24 protein-coding genes are annotated in these 25,749 nt (G+C 70.5%); 18 read left to right on the forward strand and 6 right to left on the reverse strand.

Annotation, left to right across the window (positions count from 1 at the left end):
- Positions 1 to 231: 231 nt before the first annotated feature.
- The 9 genes from AC156L_RS23965 to AC156L_RS24005 all read left to right on the forward strand — a co-directional run bounded on the left by AC156L_RS23965 (position 232) and on the right by AC156L_RS24005 (position 7,127).
- Positions 232 to 552 (forward strand): ArsR/SmtB family transcription factor, encoded by a 321-nt coding sequence (locus AC156L_RS23965; protein WP_330874115.1) that lies wholly within the window; start codon positions 232 to 234, stop codon positions 550 to 552.
- A gap of 119 nt (positions 553 to 671) precedes the next feature.
- Positions 672 to 1,643, forward strand: coding sequence for a ParA family protein (locus tag AC156L_RS23970; RefSeq protein ID WP_330874116.1), 972 nt, complete (start codon positions 672 to 674; stop codon positions 1,641 to 1,643).
- A complete protein-coding gene (locus tag AC156L_RS23975; RefSeq protein WP_330874117.1) occupies positions 1,640 to 1,984 on the forward strand; it encodes a hypothetical protein in 345 nt (114 codons plus the stop codon). The genes AC156L_RS23970 and AC156L_RS23975 overlap by 4 nt, the downstream gene beginning before the upstream one ends.
- The gene (locus AC156L_RS23980; protein WP_330874118.1) at positions 1,981 to 2,901 is read left to right on the forward strand and encodes a segregation and condensation protein A; all 921 of its coding nucleotides are present in this window, start codon (positions 1,981 to 1,983) and stop codon (positions 2,899 to 2,901) included. The genes AC156L_RS23975 and AC156L_RS23980 overlap by 4 nt, the downstream gene beginning before the upstream one ends.
- Positions 2,841 to 3,515, forward strand: coding sequence for an SMC-Scp complex subunit ScpB (scpB, locus tag AC156L_RS23985; protein WP_414719795.1), 675 nt, complete (start codon positions 2,841 to 2,843; stop codon positions 3,513 to 3,515). Before AC156L_RS23980 ends, scpB begins: the two co-directional genes overlap by 61 nt.
- The gene (locus AC156L_RS23990; RefSeq protein ID WP_259627360.1) at positions 3,508 to 4,269 is read left to right on the forward strand and encodes a pseudouridine synthase; all 762 of its coding nucleotides are present in this window, start codon (positions 3,508 to 3,510) and stop codon (positions 4,267 to 4,269) included. The genes scpB and AC156L_RS23990 overlap by 8 nt, the downstream gene beginning before the upstream one ends.
- 407 nt (positions 4,270 to 4,676) lie before the next feature.
- Positions 4,677 to 5,444: an ABC transporter permease gene (locus AC156L_RS23995; protein WP_330874120.1), complete on the forward strand. Its 768-nt coding sequence runs from the start codon at positions 4,677 to 4,679 to the stop codon at positions 5,442 to 5,444.
- On the forward strand, positions 5,441 to 6,250 hold the full coding sequence (locus tag AC156L_RS24000) for an ABC transporter permease (protein WP_330874121.1): 810 nt from the start codon (positions 5,441 to 5,443) through the stop codon (positions 6,248 to 6,250). Before AC156L_RS23995 ends, AC156L_RS24000 begins: the two co-directional genes overlap by 4 nt.
- A gap of 1 nt (position 6,251) precedes the next feature.
- Positions 6,252 to 7,127, forward strand: coding sequence for an ABC transporter ATP-binding protein (locus AC156L_RS24005; protein WP_330874122.1), 876 nt, complete (start codon positions 6,252 to 6,254; stop codon positions 7,125 to 7,127).
- A 1,085-nt stretch (positions 7,128 to 8,212) separates the two neighbouring features.
- On the opposite strand, the gene AC156L_RS24010 is transcribed toward AC156L_RS24005, so the two are convergent.
- A complete protein-coding gene (locus AC156L_RS24010) occupies positions 8,213 to 9,460 on the reverse strand; it encodes a 4-hydroxybenzoate 3-monooxygenase (RefSeq protein ID WP_330874123.1) in 1,248 nt (415 codons plus the stop codon).
- A 145-nt stretch (positions 9,461 to 9,605) separates the two neighbouring features.
- On the opposite strand from AC156L_RS24010, the gene AC156L_RS24015 reads away from it, so the two are divergent.
- The 6 genes from AC156L_RS24015 to AC156L_RS24040 all read left to right on the forward strand — a co-directional run bounded on the left by AC156L_RS24015 (position 9,606) and on the right by AC156L_RS24040 (position 16,913).
- Positions 9,606 to 10,628 carry an ABC transporter substrate-binding protein gene (locus AC156L_RS24015; RefSeq protein ID WP_330874124.1) on the forward strand — a complete coding sequence of 341 codons (1,023 nt, stop codon included), beginning with the start codon at positions 9,606 to 9,608 and terminating at the stop codon, positions 10,626 to 10,628.
- Positions 10,629 to 11,057: 429 nt separating this feature from the next.
- Positions 11,058 to 13,985, forward strand: a complete 2,928-nt coding sequence (locus AC156L_RS24020) for a sensor histidine kinase (protein WP_330874125.1) — start codon at positions 11,058 to 11,060, stop codon at positions 13,983 to 13,985.
- The gene (locus tag AC156L_RS24025) at positions 13,982 to 14,404 is read left to right on the forward strand and encodes a roadblock/LC7 domain-containing protein (protein ID WP_330874126.1); all 423 of its coding nucleotides are present in this window, start codon (positions 13,982 to 13,984) and stop codon (positions 14,402 to 14,404) included. Before AC156L_RS24020 ends, AC156L_RS24025 begins: the two co-directional genes overlap by 4 nt.
- 29 nt (positions 14,405 to 14,433) lie before the next feature.
- Positions 14,434 to 15,024: a GTP-binding protein gene (locus tag AC156L_RS24030; RefSeq protein WP_330874127.1), complete on the forward strand. Its 591-nt coding sequence runs from the start codon at positions 14,434 to 14,436 to the stop codon at positions 15,022 to 15,024.
- A 97-nt stretch (positions 15,025 to 15,121) separates the two neighbouring features.
- Entirely contained in the window at positions 15,122 to 16,282 is a 1,161-nt protein-coding gene (locus AC156L_RS24035) for an alkaline phosphatase PhoX (protein ID WP_330874128.1), read from the forward strand.
- A gap of 88 nt (positions 16,283 to 16,370) precedes the next feature.
- Positions 16,371 to 16,913: a snapalysin family zinc-dependent metalloprotease gene (locus AC156L_RS24040; RefSeq protein WP_330874129.1), complete on the forward strand. Its 543-nt coding sequence runs from the start codon at positions 16,371 to 16,373 to the stop codon at positions 16,911 to 16,913.
- Positions 16,914 to 17,070: 157 nt separating this feature from the next.
- On the opposite strand, the gene AC156L_RS24045 is transcribed toward AC156L_RS24040, so the two are convergent.
- The 5 genes from AC156L_RS24045 to AC156L_RS24065 form a co-directional block, all read right to left on the reverse strand.
- Positions 17,071 to 19,116: a diguanylate cyclase domain-containing protein gene (locus AC156L_RS24045; RefSeq protein WP_484407284.1), complete on the reverse strand. Its 2,046-nt coding sequence runs from the start codon at positions 19,114 to 19,116 to the stop codon at positions 17,071 to 17,073.
- A gap of 52 nt (positions 19,117 to 19,168) precedes the next feature.
- Positions 19,169 to 19,963 carry an SAM-dependent methyltransferase gene (locus AC156L_RS24050; protein ID WP_330874131.1) on the reverse strand — a complete coding sequence of 265 codons (795 nt, stop codon included), beginning with the start codon at positions 19,961 to 19,963 and terminating at the stop codon, positions 19,169 to 19,171.
- A 184-nt stretch (positions 19,964 to 20,147) separates the two neighbouring features.
- On the reverse strand, positions 20,148 to 20,600 hold the full coding sequence (locus AC156L_RS24055) for a hypothetical protein (protein ID WP_330874132.1): 453 nt from the start codon (positions 20,598 to 20,600) through the stop codon (positions 20,148 to 20,150).
- A complete protein-coding gene (locus AC156L_RS24060; RefSeq protein ID WP_330874133.1) occupies positions 20,578 to 21,189 on the reverse strand; it encodes an RNA polymerase sigma factor in 612 nt (203 codons plus the stop codon). Before AC156L_RS24060 ends, AC156L_RS24055 begins: the two co-directional genes overlap by 23 nt.
- Before the next feature lie 139 nt (positions 21,190 to 21,328).
- Positions 21,329 to 22,174, reverse strand: coding sequence for a S8 family peptidase (locus AC156L_RS24065; RefSeq protein ID WP_330874134.1), 846 nt, complete (start codon positions 22,172 to 22,174; stop codon positions 21,329 to 21,331).
- Between the two features lie 9 nt (positions 22,175 to 22,183).
- On the opposite strand from AC156L_RS24065, the gene AC156L_RS24070 reads away from it, so the two are divergent.
- From AC156L_RS24070 to AC156L_RS24080, 3 genes are all read left to right on the forward strand, one after another.
- On the forward strand, positions 22,184 to 22,522 hold the full coding sequence (locus AC156L_RS24070; protein ID WP_330874135.1) for a hypothetical protein: 339 nt from the start codon (positions 22,184 to 22,186) through the stop codon (positions 22,520 to 22,522).
- A 107-nt stretch (positions 22,523 to 22,629) separates the two neighbouring features.
- Positions 22,630 to 25,254 carry a CHAT domain-containing protein gene (locus AC156L_RS24075; protein ID WP_330874136.1) on the forward strand — a complete coding sequence of 875 codons (2,625 nt, stop codon included), beginning with the start codon at positions 22,630 to 22,632 and terminating at the stop codon, positions 25,252 to 25,254.
- A gap of 16 nt (positions 25,255 to 25,270) precedes the next feature.
- The gene (locus tag AC156L_RS24080) at positions 25,271 to 25,726 is read left to right on the forward strand and encodes a nucleoside deaminase (protein ID WP_330874137.1); all 456 of its coding nucleotides are present in this window, start codon (positions 25,271 to 25,273) and stop codon (positions 25,724 to 25,726) included.
- Positions 25,727 to 25,749 lie beyond the last annotated feature (23 nt).

Here is a 25,749-nt window from a genome sequence, read left to right on the forward strand (position 1 = left end):
GGCCCCCCTCACCACCCCACCCCTCCCACCCGGCATTCGAGACGGCGATTTCGCGACCGTCCGCGCCCCCGTCCGACCCGGATGTCCCTGTCGCGCAAGAACTCCCCGACCGCGCCGGGTGACGACGCCACTTCGTGACAATGAGGGTTTCGTGAACACGGGCGATCTTTCGGCGGCCGCGGGTACGGTGTCCGCACTTGAGTCCCACCGGAGCGGGAGGTACCGCGAACCGTGCCGAACTTGGACGAGCCGGAGCCCCCGGCCATCGAGCTCTCGGCGGTGCTCCACGCTTTGAGCGACCCGACCAGGCTGGCGGTGGTCCAGCAGATCGAGGCCGACGGGGAGCGCCTGTGCGGAGCGATGGCCGTGGACGTGGCCAAATCCACGTTGTCCCAACACCTGCGCGTGCTGCGGGAGGCCGGGATCACCCGGACCCGCTGCTGCGGCAACCAGCGCTGGGTGTCGCTGCGCCGCGATGACCTGGAACAGCTCTTCCCCGGACTGCTCGACGTGGTCCTGTCGGCCGCGGCCCGGATGGAGGCCGTGCACTGAACCGTTCGGTCCACGACCGGCGGAAAACGGTGCGCGCCGCCACGGCGAGGCGCGTTGCCGCCGCTCGGCCACGGCCTTAGGCTGCGCCCAGGTCGAGGACTACGAGGAGTTAGGTTGCGATGTCGACACCGGAGCACGTGGAGGGCAGGGCGTACGACGCTCCGCCGCCGCCGTCGCCCGGTGTGCCCCGCGCGTCCGTCGAGCTGAGCCTGGCCCCGCACGCCGCCCCGCACGACGAGGACGCGGCGGAGCAGGAGGTCGGCGAGATCGGCCCCACCGGCCGTGAGCTCCGCTTCACCGCCGAGCCGCAGCCGGTCGCCGTCCACGGGCCCGCCAAGATCCTCGCCATCTGCAACCAGAAGGGCGGGGTCGGCAAGACCACGTCCACGATCAACCTGGGCGCGTCGCTGGCCGAGTACGGTCGCAAGGTGCTGCTGGTGGACTTCGACCCGCAGGGCGCGCTGTCGGTGGGCCTCGGCATCCACCCGCACCAGCTGGACCAGACGATCTACAACGTGATCATGGAGCGCGCGGTCGGCGTGCAGGACGTGATCATGGAGACCGGCGTCGAGAACATGCACCTGCTGCCGAGCAACATCGACCTGTCGGCGGCGGAGATCCAGCTCGTGTCGGAGGTGGGCCGCGAGCACACGCTGGTGCGCACGCTGCGTCCCGTCATCGAGGACTACGACTACGTGCTGGTGGACTGCCAGCCCTCGCTCGGCCTGCTCACGGTCAACGCCCTCGCGGCGGCCGACGGCGTGCTCATCCCGCTGGAGTGCGAGTTCTTCTCGCTGCGGGGGGTCGCCCTGCTCATCGACACCATCGAGAAGGTCAGGGAGCGGTTGAACCCGAAGCTGGAGATCACCGGGATCGTCGCCACCATGTACGACCCGCGCACCCTGCACTCCCGCGAGGTCATGGCGAGGGTCGTGGAGGCGTTCGGCGAGATCGTGTTCGACACGGTCATCAACCGCACCGTGCGGTTCCCGGAGACCACGGTCGCCGGCGAGCCGATCACGAAGTGGGCGCCCCGCTCCGCGGGCGCCAAGGCCTACCGCGCACTGGCGCGCGAGGTGATCGCCAGGTGACCCGTCGCGCCTCGCTGCCCGGCGCGTCCGAACTGTTCCGCCCGACCAGTCTCGTACGCCCTGTCGACCCCGAACCCGGCCTCGCCCCGGAGCCCGCTCCGCCCGCCGCCGTCCCCGACCGCCCCAGCACCGGCAGGCAGAAGCACGACACCAAGATCACGGTGTACGTCTCCGACGAGGAGCTGCTGGCCCTGGAGCACGCGCGGCTGTCGCTGCGCGGCGCGTTCGGCCTGGGCGTCGACCGCGGCCGGATCGTCCGCGAGGCCATCGCGGTGCTCCTGGCCGACTTCGAGGAGCACGGGGAGCGGTCGCAGCTCGTGCGGAGGCTGCGCAGGCGGTGACCACTCCCGACGCGACCCGGCGGGAACCGGCGGAACCGGTACCGCCGGGACCGGCCCCCGCGCGGACCGAGCCGGCGCGGACCGAGCAGGCGCAGGTCGATCCAGCGCAGCGGGCCGATCCCGCCGACCACGGGACGTCCGGTCGCTTCAAGGTCAAGCTCACGAACTTCGAGGGCCCGTTCGACCTGCTCCTCCAGCTCATCTCGGCGCACACGCTCGACGTGACCGAGGTCGCCCTGCACACCGTGACCGACGACTTCATCGCCTACATCCGGGCGATGGGCGACGCGTGGGACCTGGACGAGACGACCGAGTTCCTGGTCATCGCGGCCACCCTGCTCGACCTCAAGGCCGCCCGGCTGCTGCCGCAGGGCGACGTGGAGGACGAGGAGGACCTGGCGCTGCTCGAAGCGCGCGACCTGCTGTTCGCGCGGCTGCTCCAGTACCGGGCGTACAAGCAGGTCGCGGCCCTGTTCGGCGAGCTGGAGAAGGGCGCGCAGCGCCGCTACCCCCGGTCGGTCGCGCTGGAGCCGCGCTACGAGGGCCTGCTGCCCGAGGTCATGCTCGGCGTCACGCCCAAGCGGTTCGCCGACATCGCCGCCGCGGTGTTCCGGCCCAAGCCGCCGCGCACCGTGTCGCTGACGCACCTGCACGTCGCCAGGGTGTCCGTCCGCGACCACGTCAACGTCATGCGCGAACGGCTGATCGCGGCCGGTCAGCTCACGTTCAGCGAGCTGGTCGCCGACTGCGAGGAGACACTGGACGTCGTGGCCCGGTTCCTCGGGCTGCTGGAGCTGTACCGCGAGACCGTGCTGGCGTTCGACCAGCCCGATCCGCTCGGCGAGCTGGTCGTGCGCTGGATCGGCGACGAGGACGCGCCGGTGGTCGAGTTCGACGAGGACGAGGAGTACGGGTGAGCGAACCGGTGGTTGCCGAGCCGGACCTCCCGGAGGAGGCCGAGGCCGAGGTCGTCGAGACCGGCCCCGACCTCTCCGACGACGCGGAGCTGGAGGCCGCGCTGGAGTCGGTGCTGCTCGTCATCGACTCCCCCGCGGGCGAGAAGCTGCTCGCCGAGGTGTTCGGCCAGTCCGTGAAGCGGGTCACCCAGACCCTCAAGAGGATGTCCGCGAGGTACACCGAGTCGGGCAGCGGCATCGACCTGCGTAGAATCGGAGACGGCTGGCGGTTCTACACGCGAGACCGGTACGCGCCCTACGTGGAGAAGCTGCTGCTCGACGGGCAGCGCGCCAAGCTCACCAGGGCCGCCCTGGAGACGCTCGCCGTGATCGCCTACCGGCAGCCGGTCACCAGGGCGCGGATCGCCGCGGTCCGCGGGGTCAACGTGGACGGCGTGATCCGCACGCTCGTCGCACGGGGTCTGATCAGCGAGATCGGTACCGACAGCGACACTGGTGGCATCCTTTACCGCACGACCGAACTGTTCCTGGAGCGGTTGGGCCTGTCGTCCCTGGCGGACCTGCCCCCGATCGCTCCCCTGTTGCCCGAAGTGGATGCGATCGACGATGTCTGAAACCCGTTCCGCGCGACCCAACCCCAACGACGAGGGGATCCGGTTGCAGAAGGTGCTCGCCAAGGCGGGCATCGCCTCGCGGCGGGTCTCCGAGGAGTTGATCGAACTCGGCCGCGTCACCGTCGACGGTGAGGTCGTCACCGAGCAGGGTCGCCGCGTCGACCCGGAGACGGCCGTCGTGCACGTCGACGGCGTCCGCGTGGTCCTCAAGGACGACGTGGTCACGCTCGTGCTGAACAAGCCGCGCGGCGTGCTGTCGACCATGCACGACGACCAGCACCGCCCGTGCGTCGGCGACTACCTGCACGAGCGCCGCGAGCGGCTGTTCCACGTCGGCAGGCTCGACGCGGACACCGAGGGCCTGCTGCTGCTCACCAACGACGGCGACCTCGCCCACCGGCTCATGCACCCGTCCTACGAGGTCCCCAAGACCTACATCGCCGAGGTCCAGGGGCCGGTCGCGAAGGACGTCGGCAAGCGGCTGCGCGCGGGCGTCGAGCTGGAGGACGGCTTCGCCCGCGTCGACTCGTTCAAGCTGGTCGACTCGATGCCCGGCAAGGCCCTGGTCGAGGTGGTCCTGCACGAGGGCCGCAAGCACATCGTGCGCCGCCTGCTCGACCACGTCGGCTACCCGGTGGCGAGCCTGGTGCGCACCCACATCGGCGAGGTCCAGCTGGGCAACCAGCGGCCGGGTTCGATGCGGGTGCTCAACCGCCAGGAGGTCGGCTCCCTCTACAAGCTCGTGGGGCTGTGACGAGTTCCCACCCCCTCAATTGACCGATCGTCGAGAACTCCGGTTCTCGACGATCGGTTTTTTCACGGCCGTCAATTCCGCGAGTGGGAGTGATCACCGGGGAAGATCTTCCGATCAACGGAATTCTTCTTGACGTGGAAGGGCGTGCCCTCGGCCGCACCCTTCCGGCGACCCGCGGTTGGGCCCGCCGCAGCAGGGCGTTGCGGCAATCGGCTCAGCGTGGGCGGCTCGACACCGTCCGTGGCCGGAATTCCCGCCTCTCCGCGGCCTTCCGCGTGAACCGCGCCGCATCCAGTACGGGCGTGTGACTTTGCGAAGTTTCCTCGCCACTCATTGTGGCGCGGGGTCACCTGTCTCTAGATTGGTCCGGGTCGTCCTGATGATGATCAATCGGAGAGGCGTTCGGCGTGCGTGCCCTCACCCGAGGTGTGCTCGGCGTGGTCGGGTTCCTGCTTGTCTGGGAGCTGTTCGGCCGGTCCGGGCTCGTCTCCGCGGAATACCTGCCGCCACCCAGTGTGGTTTTCGGCGAGCTCGGCAAGTTGTTGGGTGATCAGCTGTTCCTCCGCGACGTGCTCGCGACGGTTCTGGCTCTGCTGATCACAGTCGGTGTGTCCGTTGGGATCGCGGTCCCGCTCGGCCTGGTCCTGGGAAGCGTGCCCGCGGTGCGGTACGCGACCAGGGCCGTGGTCGAGTTCCTGCGTCCCATTCCTTCCGTGGCCTTGATTCCGCTGGCCATCGTGTTCCTCGGGATCGGTCCCGAAACGAAGATCGTGCTCGCGGTGTACGCGGCGATCTGGCCGATCCTGTTCAACACGATCTACGCGCTCGACGAACTGGACCCGCTGCTGGTCGAGACCGCCAAGGTCTTCGGCACCGGACGGGTCCGGGTGCTGTTCTCGGTGGCGCTGCCCAACGCGCTGCCGTTCGTCCTCACCGGCATCCGCCTCGCTGCCACCACGAGCCTCGTGGTCCTGGTGAGCGTGGAACTGCTCGCGGGGGGCAGCGGTGGGCTCGGGCAGTTCATCATGCTGGCCCGCAGCGGCGCCGGGCGGATGGACATGGTGCTCGCGGGCACCGTGGTCGCCGGTGTGCTCGGCTACCTCCTCAACGAGGGTCTCGAACGCGCCCAGCGCCGCTGGGTCGGCTGGAGCGCGGCCACCGGAGGTCGCTCATGACCAACTTCTTCAAGCGGTGGATCGTCTTCGTCGGGCTCGTGGCGGTGTGGCAGATCGCCACCGTGCTGGCCGACGACACGTTCTTCCCACCGCCGACGGAGATCGCGGGAGCGGCGTGGACGCTCTGGCTCTCCGGTCCGCTGGAGCAGCTGTTCCTCACGGACATCGTGTTCGAACACCTGATCCCCAGTGTTGCCAGGCTCATCGGCGGCTGGGCCATCGCCGCGGTCATCGGCATCTCGCTCGGCGTGGCGCTGGGACGGTCGCGGACGGCACTGGAGTTCGCCGGTCCACTGCTGACCTTCATGCGGTCCATCCCGCCGCCCGCGCTGGTCCCGGTGTTCCTGCTGCTGTTCAACGTCGGCACCTCGATGCAGCTGGCCACCATCGTCTTCGGCGTCCTGTGGCCGATCCTGCTCAACACGATCGACGGCGCCCGCTCGGTCGACACCCTGAAGCAGGAGACGTCCGCGGTGTTCCGCGTGCCCAAGTGGCAGTGGGTGCTCGGTGTCGTGCTGCCCTCGGCGGCACCGAAGATCTTCGCGGGCCTGCGGGTGTCGCTGTCGCTGTCCCTGGTGCTCATGGTGGTGTCCGAACTCGTCGGCACCGACAACGGCATCGGGTCGCAACTCCTGGTGGCACAACGGGAGTTCGACTTCCCGAACATGTGGGCGGGCATCGTCCTGCTCGGCGTGATCGGCTACGTGCTGAACACCGTGCTGCTGGCCGTGGAACGCCGGGTGCTCGGGTGGCAGCCCAAGCAGGAGCACACCAAACCCGCACAACTCGCGACGGCAGGGGACTGACATGACCGCCATGCTCGAGGTGGCCGGACTCGGCCACACCTACCAGGCGAAGGACGGGGCGCACCGCGCCATCGACGGGCTGACGTTCACCGTCGGCGCGGGTGAGCTGGTGTGCGTGGTCGGTCCGTCCGGCTGCGGCAAGTCGACGCTGCTGAGGACCATCTGCGGTCTGGTGAAGCCGACCGACGGCGGGATCAGCCTGCACGGCAACAAGATCGACGGTGTGCCCGACGACCTGGCCGTGGTGTTCCAGGACTACAGCCGATCGCTGTTCCCGTGGCTTTCGGTGCAGCGCAACGTGGAGTTCCCGCTGCGCCGCAGCCTCGGTCGCAAGGAGCGCCGCACGCGCGCCGCCGAGGCGCTGGAACTGGTCGGGCTGGGCGGGGCGGGTGGCAAGTACCCGTGGCAGCTCTCCGGCGGCATGCAGCAGCGCGTCTCCATCGCACGGGCGCTCGCGTACCGGCCCGCGCTGCTGCTGATGGACGAGCCGTTCGCGTCGGTGGACGCGCAGACCCGGTTCGAGCTGGAAGACCTGCTGCTGAAGGTGAAGCGGGAGCAGAACACCACGGTCCTGGTGGTCACGCACGACATCGACGAGAGCGTCTACCTCGGTGACCGCGTGCTGGTGCTGTCCGGGTCGCCCGCGGCGGTCGTGGCCGACCTCAGGGTCGACCTCCCCGGTGTGCGGGACCAGATCACCACGCGCGAGTCGGACGCGTTCGTGACGCTGCGCGGGGAGGTGGCCCGGCTGCTCAACGTCGGCAGGCCCACCGCGCGGCGCAAGGTCGCCGCGGAGGCCGCCGTGGCGGCGAAGTGGGCCGAGGCGGAGCGCGCCGCGCTGCGCGAGGCCCACGCGGAGGACCGCGCGACCAACTGAGTTCCCCCGGTAGCGCCGAAAAACGGGCGCCCCTGGTAACTCCCGCTTCGGGGGTCCAGGGGCGCCTGCGGCGTTTCAGGCCGTTTTCCTTCTGCTGCCGGGTTTCCCGAGGGCTCTGGATAGATCCAGCCGTGTCTCAATTGGTGACTTTCGGATTTTTCCCCGAAATAGTCGTCACGTGGAATGTCAGCGTGCTCACTTCGCGGAGAGGGCTCCGGCCACTCTCGAAGCGTGACCGGATCGTGCCCTTGTCCACTTGGGCCCCGTCGGGTGGACTTCGCGCGCGTCCCCCGTTCGGACGCGTGCTCGCAGGCCTCGGCCCGTGCGCCGGTTACCGAACGTTGCCGAAGACCGTCCGGTCCTCCGGAATTCCAGGTCGATGTGGACACTGCGATCGGTCCTTCCCGGTGTCGCTGAACGCGTTCCGGCGGTCCGGGCGATCTCGTGCCGGATGTCCACAAAGGTCGTGAACCGGGTGCTGGGCGTCTGCCGGGCGGCCCTGCCGGGACGGTTGCGCGAGTGGTCCGAACGCCCCTCTGATCGCGTGTGCGCGGCCCGTTCCGGGGCTTGTGGTGGGAACGTCCCCGAAGGGCGCCGACCTGACCGGAAAACGCTTCCTGTCGCCTTGTCGCGGATTTCCCCGATCCGGTCCCCCGAGAGGGCTCCCCGTCGCGGTCGGGCGGCGTTCGCGCGAGTGGTCCCGACCTCGTCGGGGACCTCTACCGCGCGGTGAGGGTGGATCGCTCGTCAATGCACCCGGTCTCAACAGGCGGGTGGGACGGGAACGCGCGGGAGCCGGGCAAAGCGGGAGCGGTTCGCGCTTCGGGAATCGGTATCGATCCACCGGTGTGGAACAGGGGGCGGCGGCGGTCCGAATTCACGCCCGCGCCACGGGCGTCCGCCACCGTGGAACTCTCGTCGGGACAATGCGCGGACGACCCTCGCGCGGAGAGCGGACGAGCCCCTGATCCCCTTGTGGCACCGCGGGGATCAGGGGCTCGTTAAATCGGCAAATATCGGTTCACCGCGCACGGCGACTCCGTGTTATTCGCGAGATGGACAATCCTCCTCGTGGGCTGGAACGGTCAGTTCGCCCCGACGTACATCTGGGCGAAGGAGGCAGCCGCCTCGCGCGACTGGATCAAGTGCTGCAACCGGGCGTGGCCCAATCGGCTCAGGAACGGTTGCTCGTTGCGGTGGACCAGGTCCACCATCCACTGCGAGAACTCCTGCGCACGCCACACGCGCCGCAGGCAGACGGCCGAGTAGTCGTCCAGGCCCGCGGTGGACTTGTGGTTGTAGTAGGAGGCGATGGCGTCGGCGAAGACCTCGGCGTCGTTCAGCGCGAGGTTCATTCCCTTCCCGCCCATCGGCGTGATGATGTGGGCGGCGTCGCCCAACAGGTAGAGCCGCCCGTAGCGCATTGGCTCGACCACGTGCGAGCGCATGTCGAGCACCCGCTTCTCGATGATCTTTCCTTCGGTGAGCGTCCAGTCGCTGTCGCGCAGCGCCAGGCGCTTGTGCAATTCGGTCCAGACCTTCTCGTCCGGCCAGTTGTCGACGTTCTCCCCGACCGGTACCTGGAGGTAGAAGCGGCTGACCGTAGAACTGCGGAGCATGTGACCCGCGAATCCGTCCGCGTGCAGCGCGTAGATGACCTTCTCGGTCGACGGCGGCGCCTCGGCGAGAATGCTGAGCCACCCGATGCCGTGCTGGTGGGTGAATTCCTTGACCGCACCCGCCGGAATGCTCTTCCGGCTCACGCCGTGGAAGCCGTCGCACCCGGCGATGAAGGAGCAGTCGAGCTGTTCCCGCGTTCCGCCCGACGATGTCCAGGACACCGACGGGATCTCGTCCAGGTGGTCGTGGAGTTCGACGTCGGAGACCTCGAAGCGGATGTCGCCGCCGCCTGCCAGGTACTGCCCCAGCAGGTCGGTCACGACCTCCTGCTGCGGGTAGACGAAGTGGGTCCTGCCGTCGGACAGCTCGGAGTAGTTCAGCTCGTGCGCTTTCCCGTCGATGCGGAATTCGCACGCTGTGTGAGTGTCACTTTCCGTGAGCAATCGGTCGGCCAGACCGTGCCGTTCGAGCATCCGCGCCGAGCGGTCTTCGAGCATTCCCGCGCGAGGTCTCGTTTCGATGTACTCGCGTGTGCCCCGCTCCAGGACGACGCAGGGCACGTCCGCCCGCTGGAGCAGGTTCGCCGTCATCAAACCCGCAGGTCCGGCGCCGATGACGACCACGGGACGGGCTGTGCTCTGAATGGTCCATTCGAGATGAGCTTCTCTCACCGTGTACCCCTGCCTCTGGACGGCCTGTGCAAAGATGCTCACCGAAGGTAGTGGATACAGCCTTCGAGTGTCGGTCGACCGGGGTCCTAGTGAACCGCGAGTGTCACTTTGAGTGGTTTTCGCCGCGTCTGGTCGATCGAGAATCCCCCGCAACGAACGCCCCGCTCCAACCAGGAGAGTGCTTCAGATGACTCGAAGAGTCGGCCGCCACGCACGCATGATCGTCGGCGGTTTGTCCGTCCTCGCGCTGCTCGCCTCCGTCGCAGGTTGCGGCGCTCTGGGAGGCTCGTCGGAAACCCCCGCCGCCGAGAAGCCCGCGAACGGCAAGGTCGAGAAGAGCAAGATCACGCTCGGCGTGCTTCCGATCCTCGACGTGGCCTCGGTCCACGTGGCGATCAAGAAGGACTACTTCAAGGAAGAGGGCTTGGAGGTCGACCTGAAGGTCATCCAGGGCGGCGCCGCGGCCATCCCCGGCCTGATCAGCGGCGACCTCGACCTGACCTTCGGCAACTGGGTCTCGTTCTTCGCCGCCGAGTCCAAGGAGGCCGCCAAGGCCGTCGAGGGCATCAAGCTGGTGTCGGACGGCTACCAGGCCAAGCCCGACATGTTCCTGATCGTGACGACCGCCGACTCGCCCATCAAGTCCCCCAAGGACCTGGCGGGCAAGACCATCGCGATCAACACGTTCAAGAACATCGCCGAGCTGACCGCGAAGGCCACCCTGGAGGCCAACGACGTCGACCCCGCGAGCGTCACGTTCAAGGAGTTCGCGTTCCCGGACATGCAGGCCGCGATCGAGAACAAGACCGTTGACGCGGCGTTCATGGTCGAGCCCTTCATCACGCGCGCCCAGCGCTCCATCGGCTCCGTGACCGCCCTGGACGCCGCGAGCGGCCCGACGGACAACATCCCGATCGCCGGCTACGCGACCAGCGGGAAGTTCGCCAAGGAGAACCCCAACACCGTCGCGGCGTTCCAGCGCGCCATGGCCAAGGGGCAGAAGGACGCCGCCGACCGCCCCACGGTCGAGCCGCTGCTCCAGGAGTACGCGAAGGTGGACAAGGAAACCGCGAGCCTCGTCCACTTCGGTGAGTTCCCCACCACTTTGGACGCCACGCGCCTGCAAAGGGTCGCGACGCTGATGAAGACCTACGGTCTGCTGGAGAAGGAGATGGACGTCAAGCCGATGCTCATCGCCCCCAGTAGCTGACGAATCAGGCGATTGCGGGGAGCCTCTTCGGCTCCCCGCAGTTGTTTCACACCCGTCTCATCGGTGAAAATGTCGTGAACCGCCGCTGTTAGTGTCTGTTTAGTGGCCTTCTCACAGCGATCAGTCATACTGGTTGATTTGTGAACTACCTGCGAAGTCCGCCAAATGGCGGTATCACTTCGGCCGCTTTTACTCGAAGATCCACCAGGTTTGTAGATAAGTTTCCTTTCATCGGCTTGGAAGCTGGGGAGTGTGCTGACGGTGCGCGGTCACGGTGACCCCGCGTCCGGATCCGATCCGGAGCGAGCCCGACAAGAGTCGGATGCCGAGAGCGGTAGACCCGCCAACTCGGTTCCGACCGCGAATTCCGCGTCATCCCGTCCCGCTGCCGGCGGCCGGGATGCTCGCGCAGACACGGAGGCCCTGGTCGTGCCAGGGGGCATCCGACGCTGGCGCCTCACCAACTGGCGCCTGCGCAGCAAGCTGGCCGTGGTTCTGCTGGTCCCCGCGCTGAGCACGCTCGCGCTCGCCGGACTGCGGCTGAACAGCCAGCTCGACGACGTGGCGCAGTTCGGCAAGGTGCAGCGCGAACTCGCGCTCAGCGCCCAGGCGGCGTCGGTGTCCGACGCGCTCCAGCTCGAACGAGACGCCGCCGTCCACTACGTGGCGGGCAACCGGCAGGAGAACAGCGCGGAGCAGGTGACCCGCGCGGCCAAGGTCGACGTCGAGGTCGGCAAGTACCGCGACGTGGCCGTCTCCACCGAGGGCGTCGACCCCGCGGTGGCCGACGCGTTCCAGAAGTCCTTGCAGTCGCTGGACAACCTGAGCTCCCTGCGCAACACGATGCTGAGCACGCGCTACCCGGACGCCTCCGTCCTCAGCGCGTACAGCCAGATCCTCACCGCCGTGAACCAGGTCCACCGGATCGCGGCGGGCGGCGTGAGCAACTCGCGGCTGACCCCGCTGTCGTCGGCGAACCTCGCGCTCTACGGCGCGCGGGAACAGATGTCGCAGCAGAACGCGATCCTGGTGGCCACGGCCAAGCGCGGCGAGTTCGCGCCCGGACAGGTCAACGCCCTGCGCGCCGCGCAGTCCAGGTTGGACGCCGCGCTCGTCGACTTCACCGGTTCCGCCTCGCAGGAGAACCGGCAGCGCTTCCAGGACGTCGTGTCCGGCGGCGCCGTCGACGGCCGCAACCGGCTCGTCCAACTGGCCCTCGTGCAGCAGGAGATCAGCCAGGAGGAGGACGACGACCAGCGGGTCACCATCTCCGACGCGGAGGTCCTCCGGCTCGGCGAGGACACCGCGGGCCTGATCACCACGGTGTCGCGCGACATCGAGAGCCAGATCCGCGTCACCTCCGACGAGCTGATCGCCGAGGGTCGTGCGGGCGCCTGGCGCGACGCCGCCCTCGTGCTCGTCGCCCTGCTCGTCGCCTTCGGCCTCATGGCGATCGTCGCCCGCTCCATGGTCATCCCGCTGAGGGTCCTGCGCCGCACGGCCCTCGACGTGGCGCGCAACCGCCTGCCGGAGGCCATCCAGCGGATCCGCCAGCACCGCGACCCGGAGCTGGCCGCCGAGGAAGCCCTGTTCCGCGTGCCGATCAACACGACGGAGGAGGTCGGCCAGGTGGCCCGCGCGTTCGACGCGGTGCAGCGCGAAGCGGTCCGCCTCGCCGTCGAGCAGGTGGCCCTCCGCGCGAACGTCAACGACATGTTCATCAACCTGTCGCGGCGCAGCCAGGCGCTCGTCGAGCGCCAGATCGGCGTGATCGACCGGTTGGAGCAGGACGAGCAGGACCCGGACCAGCTCGCGAGCCTCTTCGAGCTGGACCACCTCGCGACGCAGATGCGCCGCAACAGCGAGAACCTCCTGGTGCTCTCCGGCACGACGGTCAACCGCCGCGTCACCCGGCCCGTCCCGGTGTCCGAGGTCCTCGGCGCCGCGGTGTCCGAGGTGGAGAAGTACGCCCGGATCCAGATCGCGCCGGGCCCGGAGATCAAGGTGCAGGGCCGGGTCGTCAACGACCTCGCGCACCTCATCGCCGAGCTGCTGGACAACGCGACCGCGTTCTCCAAGCCCACCACCAAGGTCACGGTGCGGGCGACGGAGACCCGGCGCGGCGAGATCGCGATCCGCATCCACGACCGCGGTGTCGGTATGCAGGAGGACGACATCGTGGAGGCCAACCACAAGCTCAACGAGCCCCCGGAGGTCGACGTCTCCGTCGCCCGCGAGATGGGCCTGTACGTGGTCGGCCAGCTCGCCAAGCGCCACGAGATCCGCGTGACGCTGAGCAACAACGACGACATAGAGGGTGGCGTCACCGCGCAGGTCGTCCTGCCTGCCTCGTTGCTGCACAAGGGTGTCTCGCAGCTCCCGCCCGCGCCGCCCGCGCGGTCGACCGCGTCGAGCTTCGAGGACCACCTGTCCGGCCAGGTCGAGCAGACCGGTGTCGGCGTCATCGCCGGTGTTCCCAAGTGGACTCCCGGTCAGGTCGACTCGGGCCAGTTCCCGCAGGTGATGTCGGCGCCCGACGAGGACCCGCACGCGGAGCACCTGGTCGAGCGCACGTCCACCGAGGATCTGTTCACCGCCACCGTCCAGGGCATGAAACCCGTGCAGCCGGACGGTGTCGACCCGATCGACTACTCCTACCCGCCCGCGGCCGAGCGGACCGTGCTGCCGCGCAAGCCCGCGCCGAAGCCGAAGGTCGAGCCGGTCACCGAGCGGCTGCCGATCTACGAGGACGTGCTGTCGCGCTGGTTCCAGGGCGGCGAGACCTCCGAGGCGCCCGGCAGCGGCAACGGGCACACCAACGGCAACGGCAACGGCCACACCAAGGGCGCCGAGGCCACCGAGATGCTCGCGCCCGCCGCGGCGGCCGAGCCGCCCGCCCAGCGGACGTCCTCGCCGCAGCTGCCCAAGCGCGAGCTCTCCGACACCACCCCGCCCGTCCCGGCGCGCAAGAAGTCGCCGAAGGCGGACTGGGGCGTGGCGGACGAGGGCTGGCAGACGGCCAACAAGGTCCTGAAGACCGCGGTGGACGACAAGACGACCGCTGGGCTGCCCAAGCGGGTCCCCAACGCCCGTCTCATCCCCGGCTCGCCCGCGAAGCAGGCCTCCGCGCCCGCCAAGCAGGCCCAGAGCGGCCAGGGTGGCGGGCAGACCGCCTCGGTCGCGACCGCGGTCGCCCCGACGCGGCGGCGGTCCGCCGAGCGGCTGCGCCAGCAGTTCGCGACCTACCAGCGGGGCGTGCAGTTGGGACGCGAATCCCTCGACGACATCGAGTCGTGGGACAGTCCCTTGTTCGGTAGCACCTCAGGGGACACGAGCGCACAGAAGGAGCAGCGGTGACCACCACGTCCGAAGAACTGGACAACTTCAGCTGGCTGGTCGAGGACTTCGTCAGCAGGGTAGCCGGGGTCGCGCACGCCATCGTGGTGTCCGCGGACGGACTCCTCCTGGCGGGCTCCGAGCGTCTCCCGATCGACCGCGCCGAACAGCTCGCCGCCGTGGCGTCGGGCCTCGTGAGCCTCAACCTCGGAGCGGCGCGCTGCTTCGAGGCGGGTGAGGTGAAGCAGACCGTGGTCGAGATGGAACGGGGCTACCTGTTCCTGATGTCGATCAGCGACGGGTCCTGCCTCGCGGTGCTGGCCGCCCCCAACTGCGACATCGGGCTCATCGGCTACGCCATGACCCGGCTCGTGGAGCGGGTCGGCATCCAGCTCACGCCGGAGATCCGCTCGCAACTGCACGTGTCGATGCGCGGCTGACCAACTACTCAAGGGAAAGCAGACCAGCGATGAGCTCTGGTGCTCTCGGACGACCGGGGTCGCCCGCCAAGCCCACCATGTCGACGAAGATCGTCGTGGCTGGTGGATTCGGCGTGGGCAAGACGACCTTCGTCGGGTCGGTGTCCGAGATCGTGCCGCTGACGACGGAGGCGGTGATGACCGAGGCCAGCGTCGGCATCGACGACCTGTCGGCGACGCCGAACAAGGTCACCACCACCGTGGCGATGGACTTCGGCCGCGTGTCCCTGGACAGCGACCTGATCCTGTACCTGTTCGGCACGCCGGGTCAGCACCGGTTCTGGTTCATGTGGGACGACCTGGTGCGCGGCGCGATCGGCGCCGTCGTGCTGGTCGACACCCGCAGGCTCGACGACGCGTTCGCCTCGATCGACTTCTTCGAGGACCGCGAGCTGCCGTACGTGGTGGGGGTGAACTGCTTCGACGGCCTCATGCACCACCGGGTGGAGGACATCCGCGAGGCGCTCACCATCGAGCCGTCCGTGCCCATCGTCCCCTGCGACGCGCGCAACCGCCAATCGACCAAGCAGACGCTCATCACCTTGGTGGAGCACGCGTTGCGCCAACCCACCTACGCGTGAATTCGCTACTTGTTCAGGTGGTGTGAACCACCGTTGTCCGCTGTTCCGAGAAGGCTGGCCGATGAGGTCGGCCTTCTCGGGTGAACGGAGAACAACGGTGGAACGTCGGAACTTCCTGAGGGTCGCGGTCGTCGGAACGGCGGCCGCGGCCTTCGGCGGCGCCTCGTGGGCGGAAGCCTTCGCCGCGGGCGCCCAGCCGGGGCCGAGCCCCTACGGCCTCCCGCAGGCCGTGAACGCCGGCGGGTTGATGCTCCCCGCGGGGTTCACCAGCCGGGTCGTGGCCCGCAGCGGCCAGCGGGTCGCGGGCACGTCCTACACCTGGCACCCCGCCCCGGACGGCGGCGCGTGCTTCCCCGACGGCAGCGGGTGGATCTACGTCTCCAACAGCGAGGTGCCCACGACCGGTGGTGTCGGGGCGATCCGCTTCTCCTCCACGGGCGCCATCACCGACGCCTACCGCACCCTCTCCGGCACGAACGTGAACTGCGCGGGCGGCGCCACCCCGTGGGGGACCTGGCTCTCCTGCGAGGAGGTGGACCGGGGGCGCGTCTTCGAGACCGACCCGCGGGGCGTGACCGCCGCGGTCGCCCGGCCCGCGATGGGGCGGTTCAAGCACGAGGCCTGCGCGGCCGACGCCGACCACGGCTACGTCTACCTGACGGAGGACGTGAGCGACGGGTGCTTCTACCGGTTCAAGCCCACGGCCTGGGGTGACCTGTCCGCCGGGACGCTGGAGGTCATGGTGGGGCCCACCTCGCAGACCTCGGGGCCGGTGACGTGGAAGGCCGTCCCCGACCCCGACGGCAGCCCCACCGCGACCCGCTCGCAGGTGTCCGGCGCGAAGCGGTTCAACGGCGGCGAGGGGTGCTACTACGCCGGTGGCACGTGCTGGTTCACCACCAAGGGCGACAACCGCGTCTGGGCCTACGACGCGGACGCGAGCACGATCGGCCTCACCTACGACGACTCCCTGGTCGCCTCCGGCACCGCGCCGCTGACGGGCGTCGACAACGTCACCCGCTCGACCTCCGGCGACCTCTTCGTCGCCGAGGACGGCGGCGACCTGGAGATCTGCCTCATCACGCCGGACGGTGTCGTGGCACCGTTCCTGCGGGTGCCGAACCAGTCCTCCTCGGAGATCACCGGACCCGCCTTCACCCCCGCGGGCGACCGGCTCTACTTCTCCTCGCAGCGCGGCACGAGCGGCAGCAGCGGCGGTGGGATCACCTACGAGGTCAGCGGTCCGTTCCGCCGCTGAATCACATTAACCGTTCTTGCGGTCTGCTCCGCGACGTCGTTACGGTCGAATTCCCTGCATGATCCACCCTGCAACGAGGAGAATCACCGTGCTGCGCAAACTCACGGGTGCGCTGGTGGTCGCCGTCGGGCTCATCAGCCTGCACGCCCCGACCGCCTCCGCGACGCCGGACGTCGAGGTAGCCGCTGTCCGAACCCTGACCTACAACGCCAGCGGTGCCGCGGAGTTCAAGGCCGCCGTCGACCAGGGCGCCCAGATCTGGAACTCCAGCGTGGTCAACGTCCGGCTCGTGTCGACCACGTCCAGCTCCGCCAACATCCGCATCATCGCCGACGACGGCTGGCCGCGCGCGCAGACGACCAGCCTCGGCAACGGCCGCGTCTGGATGGGCCGCCAGGCCACCGACCAGGGCTACAACGCCATCCGCATCGCCTCGCACGAACTGGGCCACATCCTGGGCCAGCCGGACCGCAAGCCCGGCCCGTGCACCAGCCTGATGTCGGGCAGCAGCGCGGGTGTGTCCTGCACGAACCCGTACCCGAACGCGCGGGAGAAGTCGGAGGTCGAGGCGGCCTTCAGCACCGCCAGGATCGGCGCGACCGCCGACTGGGCTCGCGAGTTCGTGGACTAACCGGTCCCACCGCCCCGGCGTCCCGTTCCTCCTGCGGAGCGGGGCGCCGGGGCTTTTCCGGGCCCTGGCAGGCGTCTCGCGGTCGCGGTATTCCGCGGGAGCGGTCCACGCGGCCACCCGGCCGGCCGTCCGCCGAACAGGTGGAGCACGCTCCCGGCTAGTACTCCTCGATCTCCGGCTGCGGTGGCAGCAGGAGGTCGACGCCGACCGAGCGGAGCCACTCGTCCTGCTCGCCGGTCGTCTCGTCGGCGATCACCAGCGCGCCCGTCGCGCGCAGCAGCGGGACCAGGGCCGTCGCGGCGGCCCTGGCCAGCGCGCCCTCCGGCACCGGGCCGAGCGCCACGGCGTGCGGTCTCGACGACTCCACTGTGGACAGTTCGGCCAGTGCGCCGGAAAGGTCGTGCAGCAACACCTTCACGCCGAGGTCGGCCAGCACCGCGAGGTTGTCCTGACCCTCCTCGCCGTGGAGCCCGCGCAGCGACAGGCTGAGCCACAACCGGTCAGGGGCCAGACCGGAGCCGGTCAGCGCGCGGCCGACGGTGGCGGTCAGGTCGGGGTCGCGGGAGTGGTCGGGCGACAGGCGGACGAGGACCGGGAGGTGCTCGCCCGGCTCGGCCGCCCTGGCGCACGCCTGCGTCAGGAGCGCGTCGCCCAGCGGGATGGTGTGGCCCAGTTCATCGCCCTGGAGCAGGACTTCCCTGTGCGTGACGACGGTGTCGTCCGGCTGCTCCCAGCGGAGCCGCGCGGTCAGCACCACGTCGTCGACGGCGTGGAACTCGGTGTAGACCTCGCCCGCCGCGAGCGCGCCGGGCAGCGTGGCGACCAGTTCCAGGCGCGGCCGGTCCAGCGCGTCCAGGTCGTGGTCGTAGTACGCCCACTGGCGCTTGCCCTTGGCCTCCGCGCGCCGCAGGGTGCTGTGCGCCTGGCGCACCAGGGTCATGGCGTCCGCGCCGCGCGCCGAGGTGCGGACGAAGCCCATGCCCGCGGACACCGCGGTGGTCCGCGTCGAGTCCACTTCGACCGGTTCGGTGAGAGCGGCGTCGATCCGGGCGGCCAGCTCGGAGATGCTCGGTGTGGTGGGGGAGTCCTCGATCAGCACGACGAACTCGTCGCCGCCCGCCCTGGCCACCATCGCGGCCTCGTCCGCCACGGCGGCGCTCAGCCTGCGGGCGACCGCGGTGAGGACCCGGTCCCCGGCCCGGTAGCCGAGGCCGTCGTTGAGCAGCGCCGTGCTGTCCACGTCGAGGTAGCACAGGGTCACGGTGTTCGGGGTGCGGAGCTTGCCGAGCACCTTCTCCAGGTGCGGCAGGAAGCTCTGCCAGTTCGGCAGACCGGTCAGCACGTCGTGCAGCGCCTGGAACCGCAGGTACTCCCGGAGCTGTCGCTGATCGGTCACGTCCTCCAGCACGGCCACGAAGTACTTCGGCCGCTCGTCGCTGTCGCGCACCACCGACAGCACCACGTTCGCCCAGATCTCGTCGCCCGCCGGACCGGTGAACCGGCGTTCGGACCTGGTGGTGTCGTCCAGCGCCGCCAGCATCGCGTGGCTCGACGTCCGCAGCGCGTCGAGGTCCTCGGGGGCGAACACCTCGTCGGGGGCGTCGACCTCGTGACCCAGTATCCGCGCCAGCGCCGGGTTCGCCTCGACCAGCGCGCCCGCGAGGTCCAGGATCGCGATGCCGACGGCGGAGCTGGAGAACACCTGCCGGAACCGCGCCTCGCTGTCGTGCAGGCTCTGCTGGGTCTCGCCGAGGGTGAGCAGCAGCGCGTTGCGGACCCGTTCCTGCTCCTCGAAGATCTGCTCCCGCACGGCGTTCGCGTACCCCGCGGCCAGCGCGCCCAGGACGAACACCACGCGGTCCTCCAGGTCGGGCACGTCCACCAGGTCCGGGTGCGTGCGCAGGGCGGGCCCCAGGACGTCCACCGTGGTCTGGAGGCTGTGCGGCCCGGTGTAGCGGGACTCCACCAGCCAGGCGCCGATGGCGTGCGCGGGTTCGGCGGTGAAGTCCTCGGCCCCGAGCAGGGCGACGAGCGCGGTCACGTGGCCGTCCACGTGCCGCCGGATCCTCCGGCGCGACGTGGGCGAGTACGCCGTGCGCGCGAGCGCCCTGGACCACCGCTCACCCGTGGGCGGGTGAGCGGGGCCGACCTCGGGCGGGGGCGGACCGTCCGAGGGCTGCGCAGCACCTGGGATCGTGCTCATCGTCGTTTCTCGGTGGGCGTCGTCCGGACTGGCGGGGAGGAGCGGCCGGGTGTCAGGGCTTCCGGCCGACCACCGCGTAGAGGTTGGCGCGACCGGGGTCGTCGCCCACCTCGTCCGGTGATTCGGGACGCCACTCGGGCGTCATCACCAGACCGGGTTCGATCACGTCGAAGCCGTCCATCATCCGCAGCACCTGTTCGGCGGTGCGCGGCGTGATCGGCTCGGCGGTGTTCCGGAAGACACCGGCGCCCGCGGCCATCGCCTCGGGCATCCGGTCCGGGGTGAAGTGCGACAGCGCCAGGTAGCTCCCGGAGCACAGCGCGTCGCGGTAGCGGGCCAGCACGCCCCACGGGTCGTCCTCGTCGGGGATGAACTGGAGCACGCCGACCGCGAGCAGCCCGATCGGCTGGTCGAGGTCCAGCGTCCGCCGCGTCTCCGGCGCGGACAGGACCGCGGCGGGGTCGCGCAGGTCGGCGAGGACGGCGGTGGCGTTCGGGTCGTCGGCGAGCAGCAGTTCGGCGTGCGTGATCGCGACCGGCTCGAAGTCCACGTAGACGACGCGGCACGTCGGGTCGGCCTCCTGGGCGACCTCGTGCACGTTGCCGACGGTCGGGATGCCCGAGCCGAGGTCGAGGAACTGGCGGATGCCGAGGTCCACGAGTTCGAGGACCGCGCGGCGCAGGTAGGCGCGGTTGAGGCGGGCCATGTCCCGCACCGGGAGGACCCTGATGAGCTGCTCGGCCGTGTCGCGGTCGGCGGCGAAGTTGTGGCCGCCGCCGAGGAGGTAGTCGTAGATCCGCGCCGAACTGGGCAGATCGACGTTGACCCCTTCGGGCACCCAGCTCACCCGGTCGACCATCCCGCACCGCCCACCCTCACCCGGATATCGCGAACGGGAATCACCTTACTGACCAATTCCATCGCCCGAACGGATGACAGGGCGGTTCACCCTTCTGCGCGGCAGAACACCGGCTGACGCGGTCGAGGAGCACGGCAGCCCCGTCGTGGACCGCGGGGGGAACACGACGGGGCTAGACGCAGATCCAGTCGGTCTGCGCGGTGGTGCCGTCGACGGTGCAGCGCAGGCGGATCGGGCCGGGCGGGGGCGGGCCCAGCAGGAACGAGCCGAACTCGTCGGCCGTGGTCTCCTCGGCGGGACCGCCGGGGGTGAGCAGCGCGACCACGGCCCGGCTCGGCGGCATGAGCTGGCCCGCGATCCCGGCCTCCGTCACCTCCACCTGCAACGAGAAGCCGTCCGCGTCGAACACGAGCTGCCTGGCGGTCAGCACGGCCCGCGCCCGGCCCGCCAGCTCCGTGTCGAGGATCGAGTCGTAGCTGGTGAGCAGCAGCAGCTCCTCGTCGATCGTCCGCCACGCGAACGCGGCCCGGCCGGCCTCCAGGTACGAGGCGGGCACGGAGGCCGCTTCGGTCAGCGCGGCGTGGAGGTCCCCCAGCAGGCGTTCATCGCTGTCCCAGTGCTGCACCGAGCACACCTCCCTCCGGGGTGGCGCCCGTGAACGCGAGGATCGCGGGCGTCTTGCGCAACTTGTTCAGGCAGCGGATCCGCGTGGGCCCGATGCTGCCGATCGGCATGTCGAGCTGGGCGCTGACGTCGGCGTAGCTCGGTGGCGGGTCGGCCATCAGCTTCGCCAGCAGCTCCCGGCACTGCTCGGACAGCATCCGGAACCCGTCCCGCAGCGCCTGCCGCCGTTCGGCCGCCAGCAGCTCGGCCTCGACGTCGCCCTGGTCCACGGCCACCGACTGCTCGTCGGTCGCCTGGGGGTCGAACGGCTGGGTCCGCTGCTGGAGCTTCAGCATGCGCAGGCACTCGTTGCGGGTCGTGGTCGCGATCCAGCCGGGCAGCGCGTCCGGCTCGCGGAGCCTGCCGATCTGCTCCACGAGCCGGAGCCAGAGCGTCTGGTTCACGTCCGCCGCGTCCGCCGGGCGCAACCGGTGCTGGTAGATCACCGACAGCACCAGCGGCGTGTAGCGGTCGACGATCTCGTTCCAGGCACGCTGGTCGCCCGCGCTCGCCGCCTCGACGAGCGCGGCGATCGGGGATGCAGGGGTCACGTCCCCTCCTCTTGTTCAGCAGGGACTGACGTGCCTGTCTGATGGCCGGCTCCGCAGCCGGGGACCTTCGAAATGCTGCCACAGGGTGCGGAGCGCCCAAGCGCTCGTCAGATACACGTCGGTGTCGTCTTTCGACCGATCAGGGGACCTGGACGCCGTAGCCGGGGTGGAATTCCGGGCCCGCCAGCAGCAGGTCGCGGGCCTGCGGCGCGCTGATCCCGTTCGCGGTCATCAGCGCGGCGATCGTCCCGGACACGTGCGGGGTCGCGAAGGAGGTCCCCGCCCAGTAGGCGTACCGGTCGAACACCTCGGGCGTCGGCTCGCCGGGCAGCTGCCACTCGCCCTTGAGGTAGGTGCTGCTGCGGTTGCCGACCGCGCACAGGTCCACCCAGTGGCCGTGGTTGCTGTAGCACGCCGGGACGATCGAGCCGTCGCCGTTCTGGGCCAGCGCGGCCACGCCGACGACGTTGGCCAGCGCACCGGGCCAGCTCGGCCGCTCGGTGCCCTGGTTGCCCGCGGACGCGACGACCACGACGTCCTTGGGCAGCAGGTTGACCGCGCGCCGGACGGGCTCGGACGCCACGTTGTCCAGGGTGAAGCAGCCCAGCGACATGGTGACGATCTGCACGCCCTGGCCGAGCCCGGTGATGGCGGTGGCGAGCGACTCCTCGTCGCCGAGGCCGTTCGGGTCGAGCGCGACCTCCGGGTCGAAGCGGACCCCCGGAGCGGCCTGCCGCGCGACGCCCGCGACGAACGTGCCGTGCCCGCCCTGGAGCGCGAAGAAGTCGCCGTGGTCGTAGGCCGTGTCGACGTCGTCGGCCTGCGGGGTGTACCAGCCCGCGAGCCAGTCGGGGTGGTCCGTCGCGGCGGTGGCGGAGATGCCGGTGTCGATCACCCCGATCGTCACGCCCTTGCCGCGGTCCGGCTTGCCCGGCTTGGGCAGCGGGTCGGTCGGCCGGGGGCGGTCGCCGGGGCAGCCGTGCATGTTGCCGCCGTGCCCGACGGTGAGGTGGTGCGGCTGGACCAGCGGGATGCGCTCGCCGGGCCAGGTCTTCGGGTCCCGCAGCAGTCGCACGATCCGCGGAATGTCGTCGCGATTGTTGGGGAGAATCACCCGTTCCAAACCGAGGAAGCCCTTGCCCAATTCGAATCGGAACCCGTTTTCGCGGAGTTTGGCGATTACCCGCTGGAGGTCCTCGGTGGTGACCAGCAGTTGGCCCGGACGGAACAGGAACTCCCGACCCGGCTCGGCGTGCAGCCGAATGCGTTCATCCTTGGCGATGAGCTGGTCAAGTGCTTTCAGGTAAAGCTCGGCGCGGTCCGACGATTTTGACACCAAAGCCTCACAACAACGTCGCGGAGGTGGACATGCGGCAACCGAACAGCGTGATCAAGCTACCACAACGACGTTCCCAATCATGGGACCGATAAAGTACGCGGGTGGCCGATGTTTCCGCCGCTGATGCGCTGGACGCGCGACAACGTGATCCGCACGCGGCAATCGAGATGGGCCGTTCGGCGCTGCGTCGCGCACGAACGGAGGGGGACGCCGAGGAGGCGTCGCTGGCCGAACGCGCCATCGGGCTGTCGTTCCGGGAACTGCACGACTTCGACGCCGCCGAACGCCACCTGAGGCGATCGATCCGGATCGCGAAAAATGCGGATTCGGCGCGGTTGACCGCACTGGCGCGGATGAGCCTGGCGTTCGTGCTGTCCAACACCGGCCGCCACGCCCAGGCGCTGCGCGCGATCACCGCGGCGCTGCCGGACCTGCACGGGCAGGACGCGGGCAGCGGCCGGACGACCCGCGGGATCGTGCTGCACTACCTGTGCCGCTACGACGAGGCGCTGCGCGAGTACAACGCGGCCGTGGAGGTCGTGCGGCGGTTCGACGACCGGCTCACCGAGGCGCGCGTGCTGAACAACCGCGGCCTGCTGCGGGCGTACACCGGTGGTCTGCGGGCGGCGGACGAGGACTTCGACCGGTCCGCGCTGCTCTACCGGGAGCTGGGGCAGGACCTGGCGGTCGCGGACGTGCGGTGGAACGCGGGCATCTCCGCGGTCCGGGCGGGCGACATCCCGCGCGCGCTGACGATGTTCGCCGAGGCGGAGCTGGAGTACCGGCGGCTGGAGGTGCCCCGGCCGCTGCTGCTGATCAACCGGCTGGAGCTGCTGGTGTCGGTGCCGCTGGTGGAGGAGGCGCGGGCCGCCGCCGACCGGGCGCTGGCCGAGATGAGCGGCCGCAACCTGGTGCTGGGCCGGTCGGAGGCGCTGTTCTACCGGGCCCGCATCGCCCTGCTGGAGGGCGACCTCGACCAGGCCGTCGAGTTCGCGGCACAGGCGCGCAAGGGGTTCCGGCGGGAGAAGCGCGAGGTCTGGGAGGCGGGCGCGCGGCACGCGGAGCTGCACGCGGCGTACCTGAGCGGCAGGAGGTCGCGGCGGCTGGGCACGGCGATGGCGACCGTGGCCGACCGGCTGGAGGGGCTCGGCTGGCGGACACCGGGCCTGGAGGCGCGGGTCGACGCGGCGCTGATCGCCCGCGACCTGGGCGACACCGCGCTGGCGCGCGAGCACCTGGAGGTCGCGGGCGCGGCCCGGCGTGGCGGCACGGCGGCCAACCGCGCGCAGGGCTGGTACGCCGAGGCGCTGCGCCGGGAGCTGGACGGCAACACCCGCGGCGCGCAGACGGCGCTGCGGCGGGGACTGGCGCTGCTCGACGAGTACCGGGTGTCCCTCGGCGCGGCGGAGCTGCGGGCGCTGTCCGGGGCGCAGGGCAAGGAGCTGGCGCTGGCGGGGCTGCGGGGAGCGGTCTCGACCGGGCACGCGGCGAAGGTGCTGAGCTGGGCGGAGAGCTGGCGGGCGGGCGCGCTGCGGATGACGCCCGCGCGGCCCCCCGAGGACTCGGCGGTGGCCGACGCGCTGGCCGAGCTGCGGGCCGTGACCGCCGACCTGGAGGGCGCGCTGCTGGCGGGCAGGGCGTCGGGGGCGCTGCGGCAGCGGCAGGTGCGGATGGAGCAGCGGGTCCGCGACCTGAGCCGCCAGGTCAGCGGCGGAGGGGCGATCCACCGGCCACCCGCCGTGCGGGACCTGGCGTGGGCGCTGGGCGACGCGGCGCTGGTGGAGTACGTGCACCTCGACGACGAGCTGCTCGCGGTCGTCGTGGCGGGCGGTCGGGCGTCGCTGCACCGCATCGGCGACGTCGAGGGCGCGGTGCGGGAGATCCGGCTGCTGCGCTTCGCGCTGCACCGCATGGTGACGCTGCCGACGTCGGTCGACCGGTCGCACCTGCGGTCGACCTCCGCGCACGCCGCCCGGCGGCTCGCGGACCGGCTGCTCGCGCCGCTGCGCGGCCGGGTCGACGGCCGGGCGCTGGTGATCGCGCCGACCGGTGTGCTCAACGGCCTGCCGTGGTCCGTGCTGCCGGGCAACGAGGGCCGCTCGGTGACCGTGGCCCCGTCGGCGACGGTGTGGCTGCGGGCGGCCACGCAGTCGCGCGTGCCGCGCCCGTCCGACCGGTCCGTGCTGGCCGCCGGGCCGCGCCTGCCCGCCGCGCCGACCGAGATCGGCGCCGTCGCCGAGCACGTGCCGGGCGCGCGGGTGCTGGTGGACGGGAGGGCGACCGTGGACGAGGTCGCCGCCGCGATGGACGGCGCGCCCCTGGCGCACGTGGCCGCGCACGGCTCGTTCCGCGCGGACAACCCGCTGTTCTCCGCGCTGGAGCTGGCCGACGGACCGCTGACCGTCTACGACCTGGAACGGCTGCGCACCCCGCCCGCGCGGGTGGTGCTGTCGGCGTGCGACTCGGGGATGTCCGCGGTGCGACCGGGGGACGAGCTGATGGGGTTCACCGCCGCGCTCCTCGGTCTGGGCACGGCGACGCTGATCGCGCCGGTCATGCCCGTGCCGACCGAGATGACCACGCCGCTCATGGTCGACCTGCACCGCAGGCTCGGCGAGGGCGTGTCGCCGGCCGTGGCCCTCGCCCAGGCCCAGCGGGAGCACTCGGACGGCGGCGACACGGCGTACTCGGCGAGCGTCGGCTTCGTCTGCTTCGGCGCCGGGTGAGCGCTAGCGTGGGCCGATGGACGCACAGGAGATGCTCGCGGTAGCCGTCGAGGAGGCCAGGGCGGGGCTCGCGGAGGGCGGGATCCCGATCGGCGCGGCGCTGTTCGACGCGCACGGGACGCTGCTCGGCCGCGGTCACAACCGGAGGGTGCAGGACGGCGACGCGTCCACGCACGGCGAGACGGCCGCGTTCCGCAACGCGGGGCGGCGGGCGAGCTACCGCGACACGATCATGGTCACGACGCTGTCGCCGTGCTGGTACTGCAGCGGGCTGGTGCGCCAGTTCGGCATCCCGCGCGTCGTGATCGGCGAGGCGACCACGTTCTCCGGCGGCCACGACTGGCTCGCCGAGCACGGCGTCGACATCGCTGTCCTGGACGACCCGGAGTGCGTGGCGCTGATGACGGACTTCATCGAGAAGCGGCCCGAGCTGTGGTTCGAGGACATCGGCGAGGACGGCGGGACGGGCTGAAACACCCCGTAACACGCCGCGTC

It is taken from the genome of Umezawaea sp. (genome assembly GCF_057122925.1).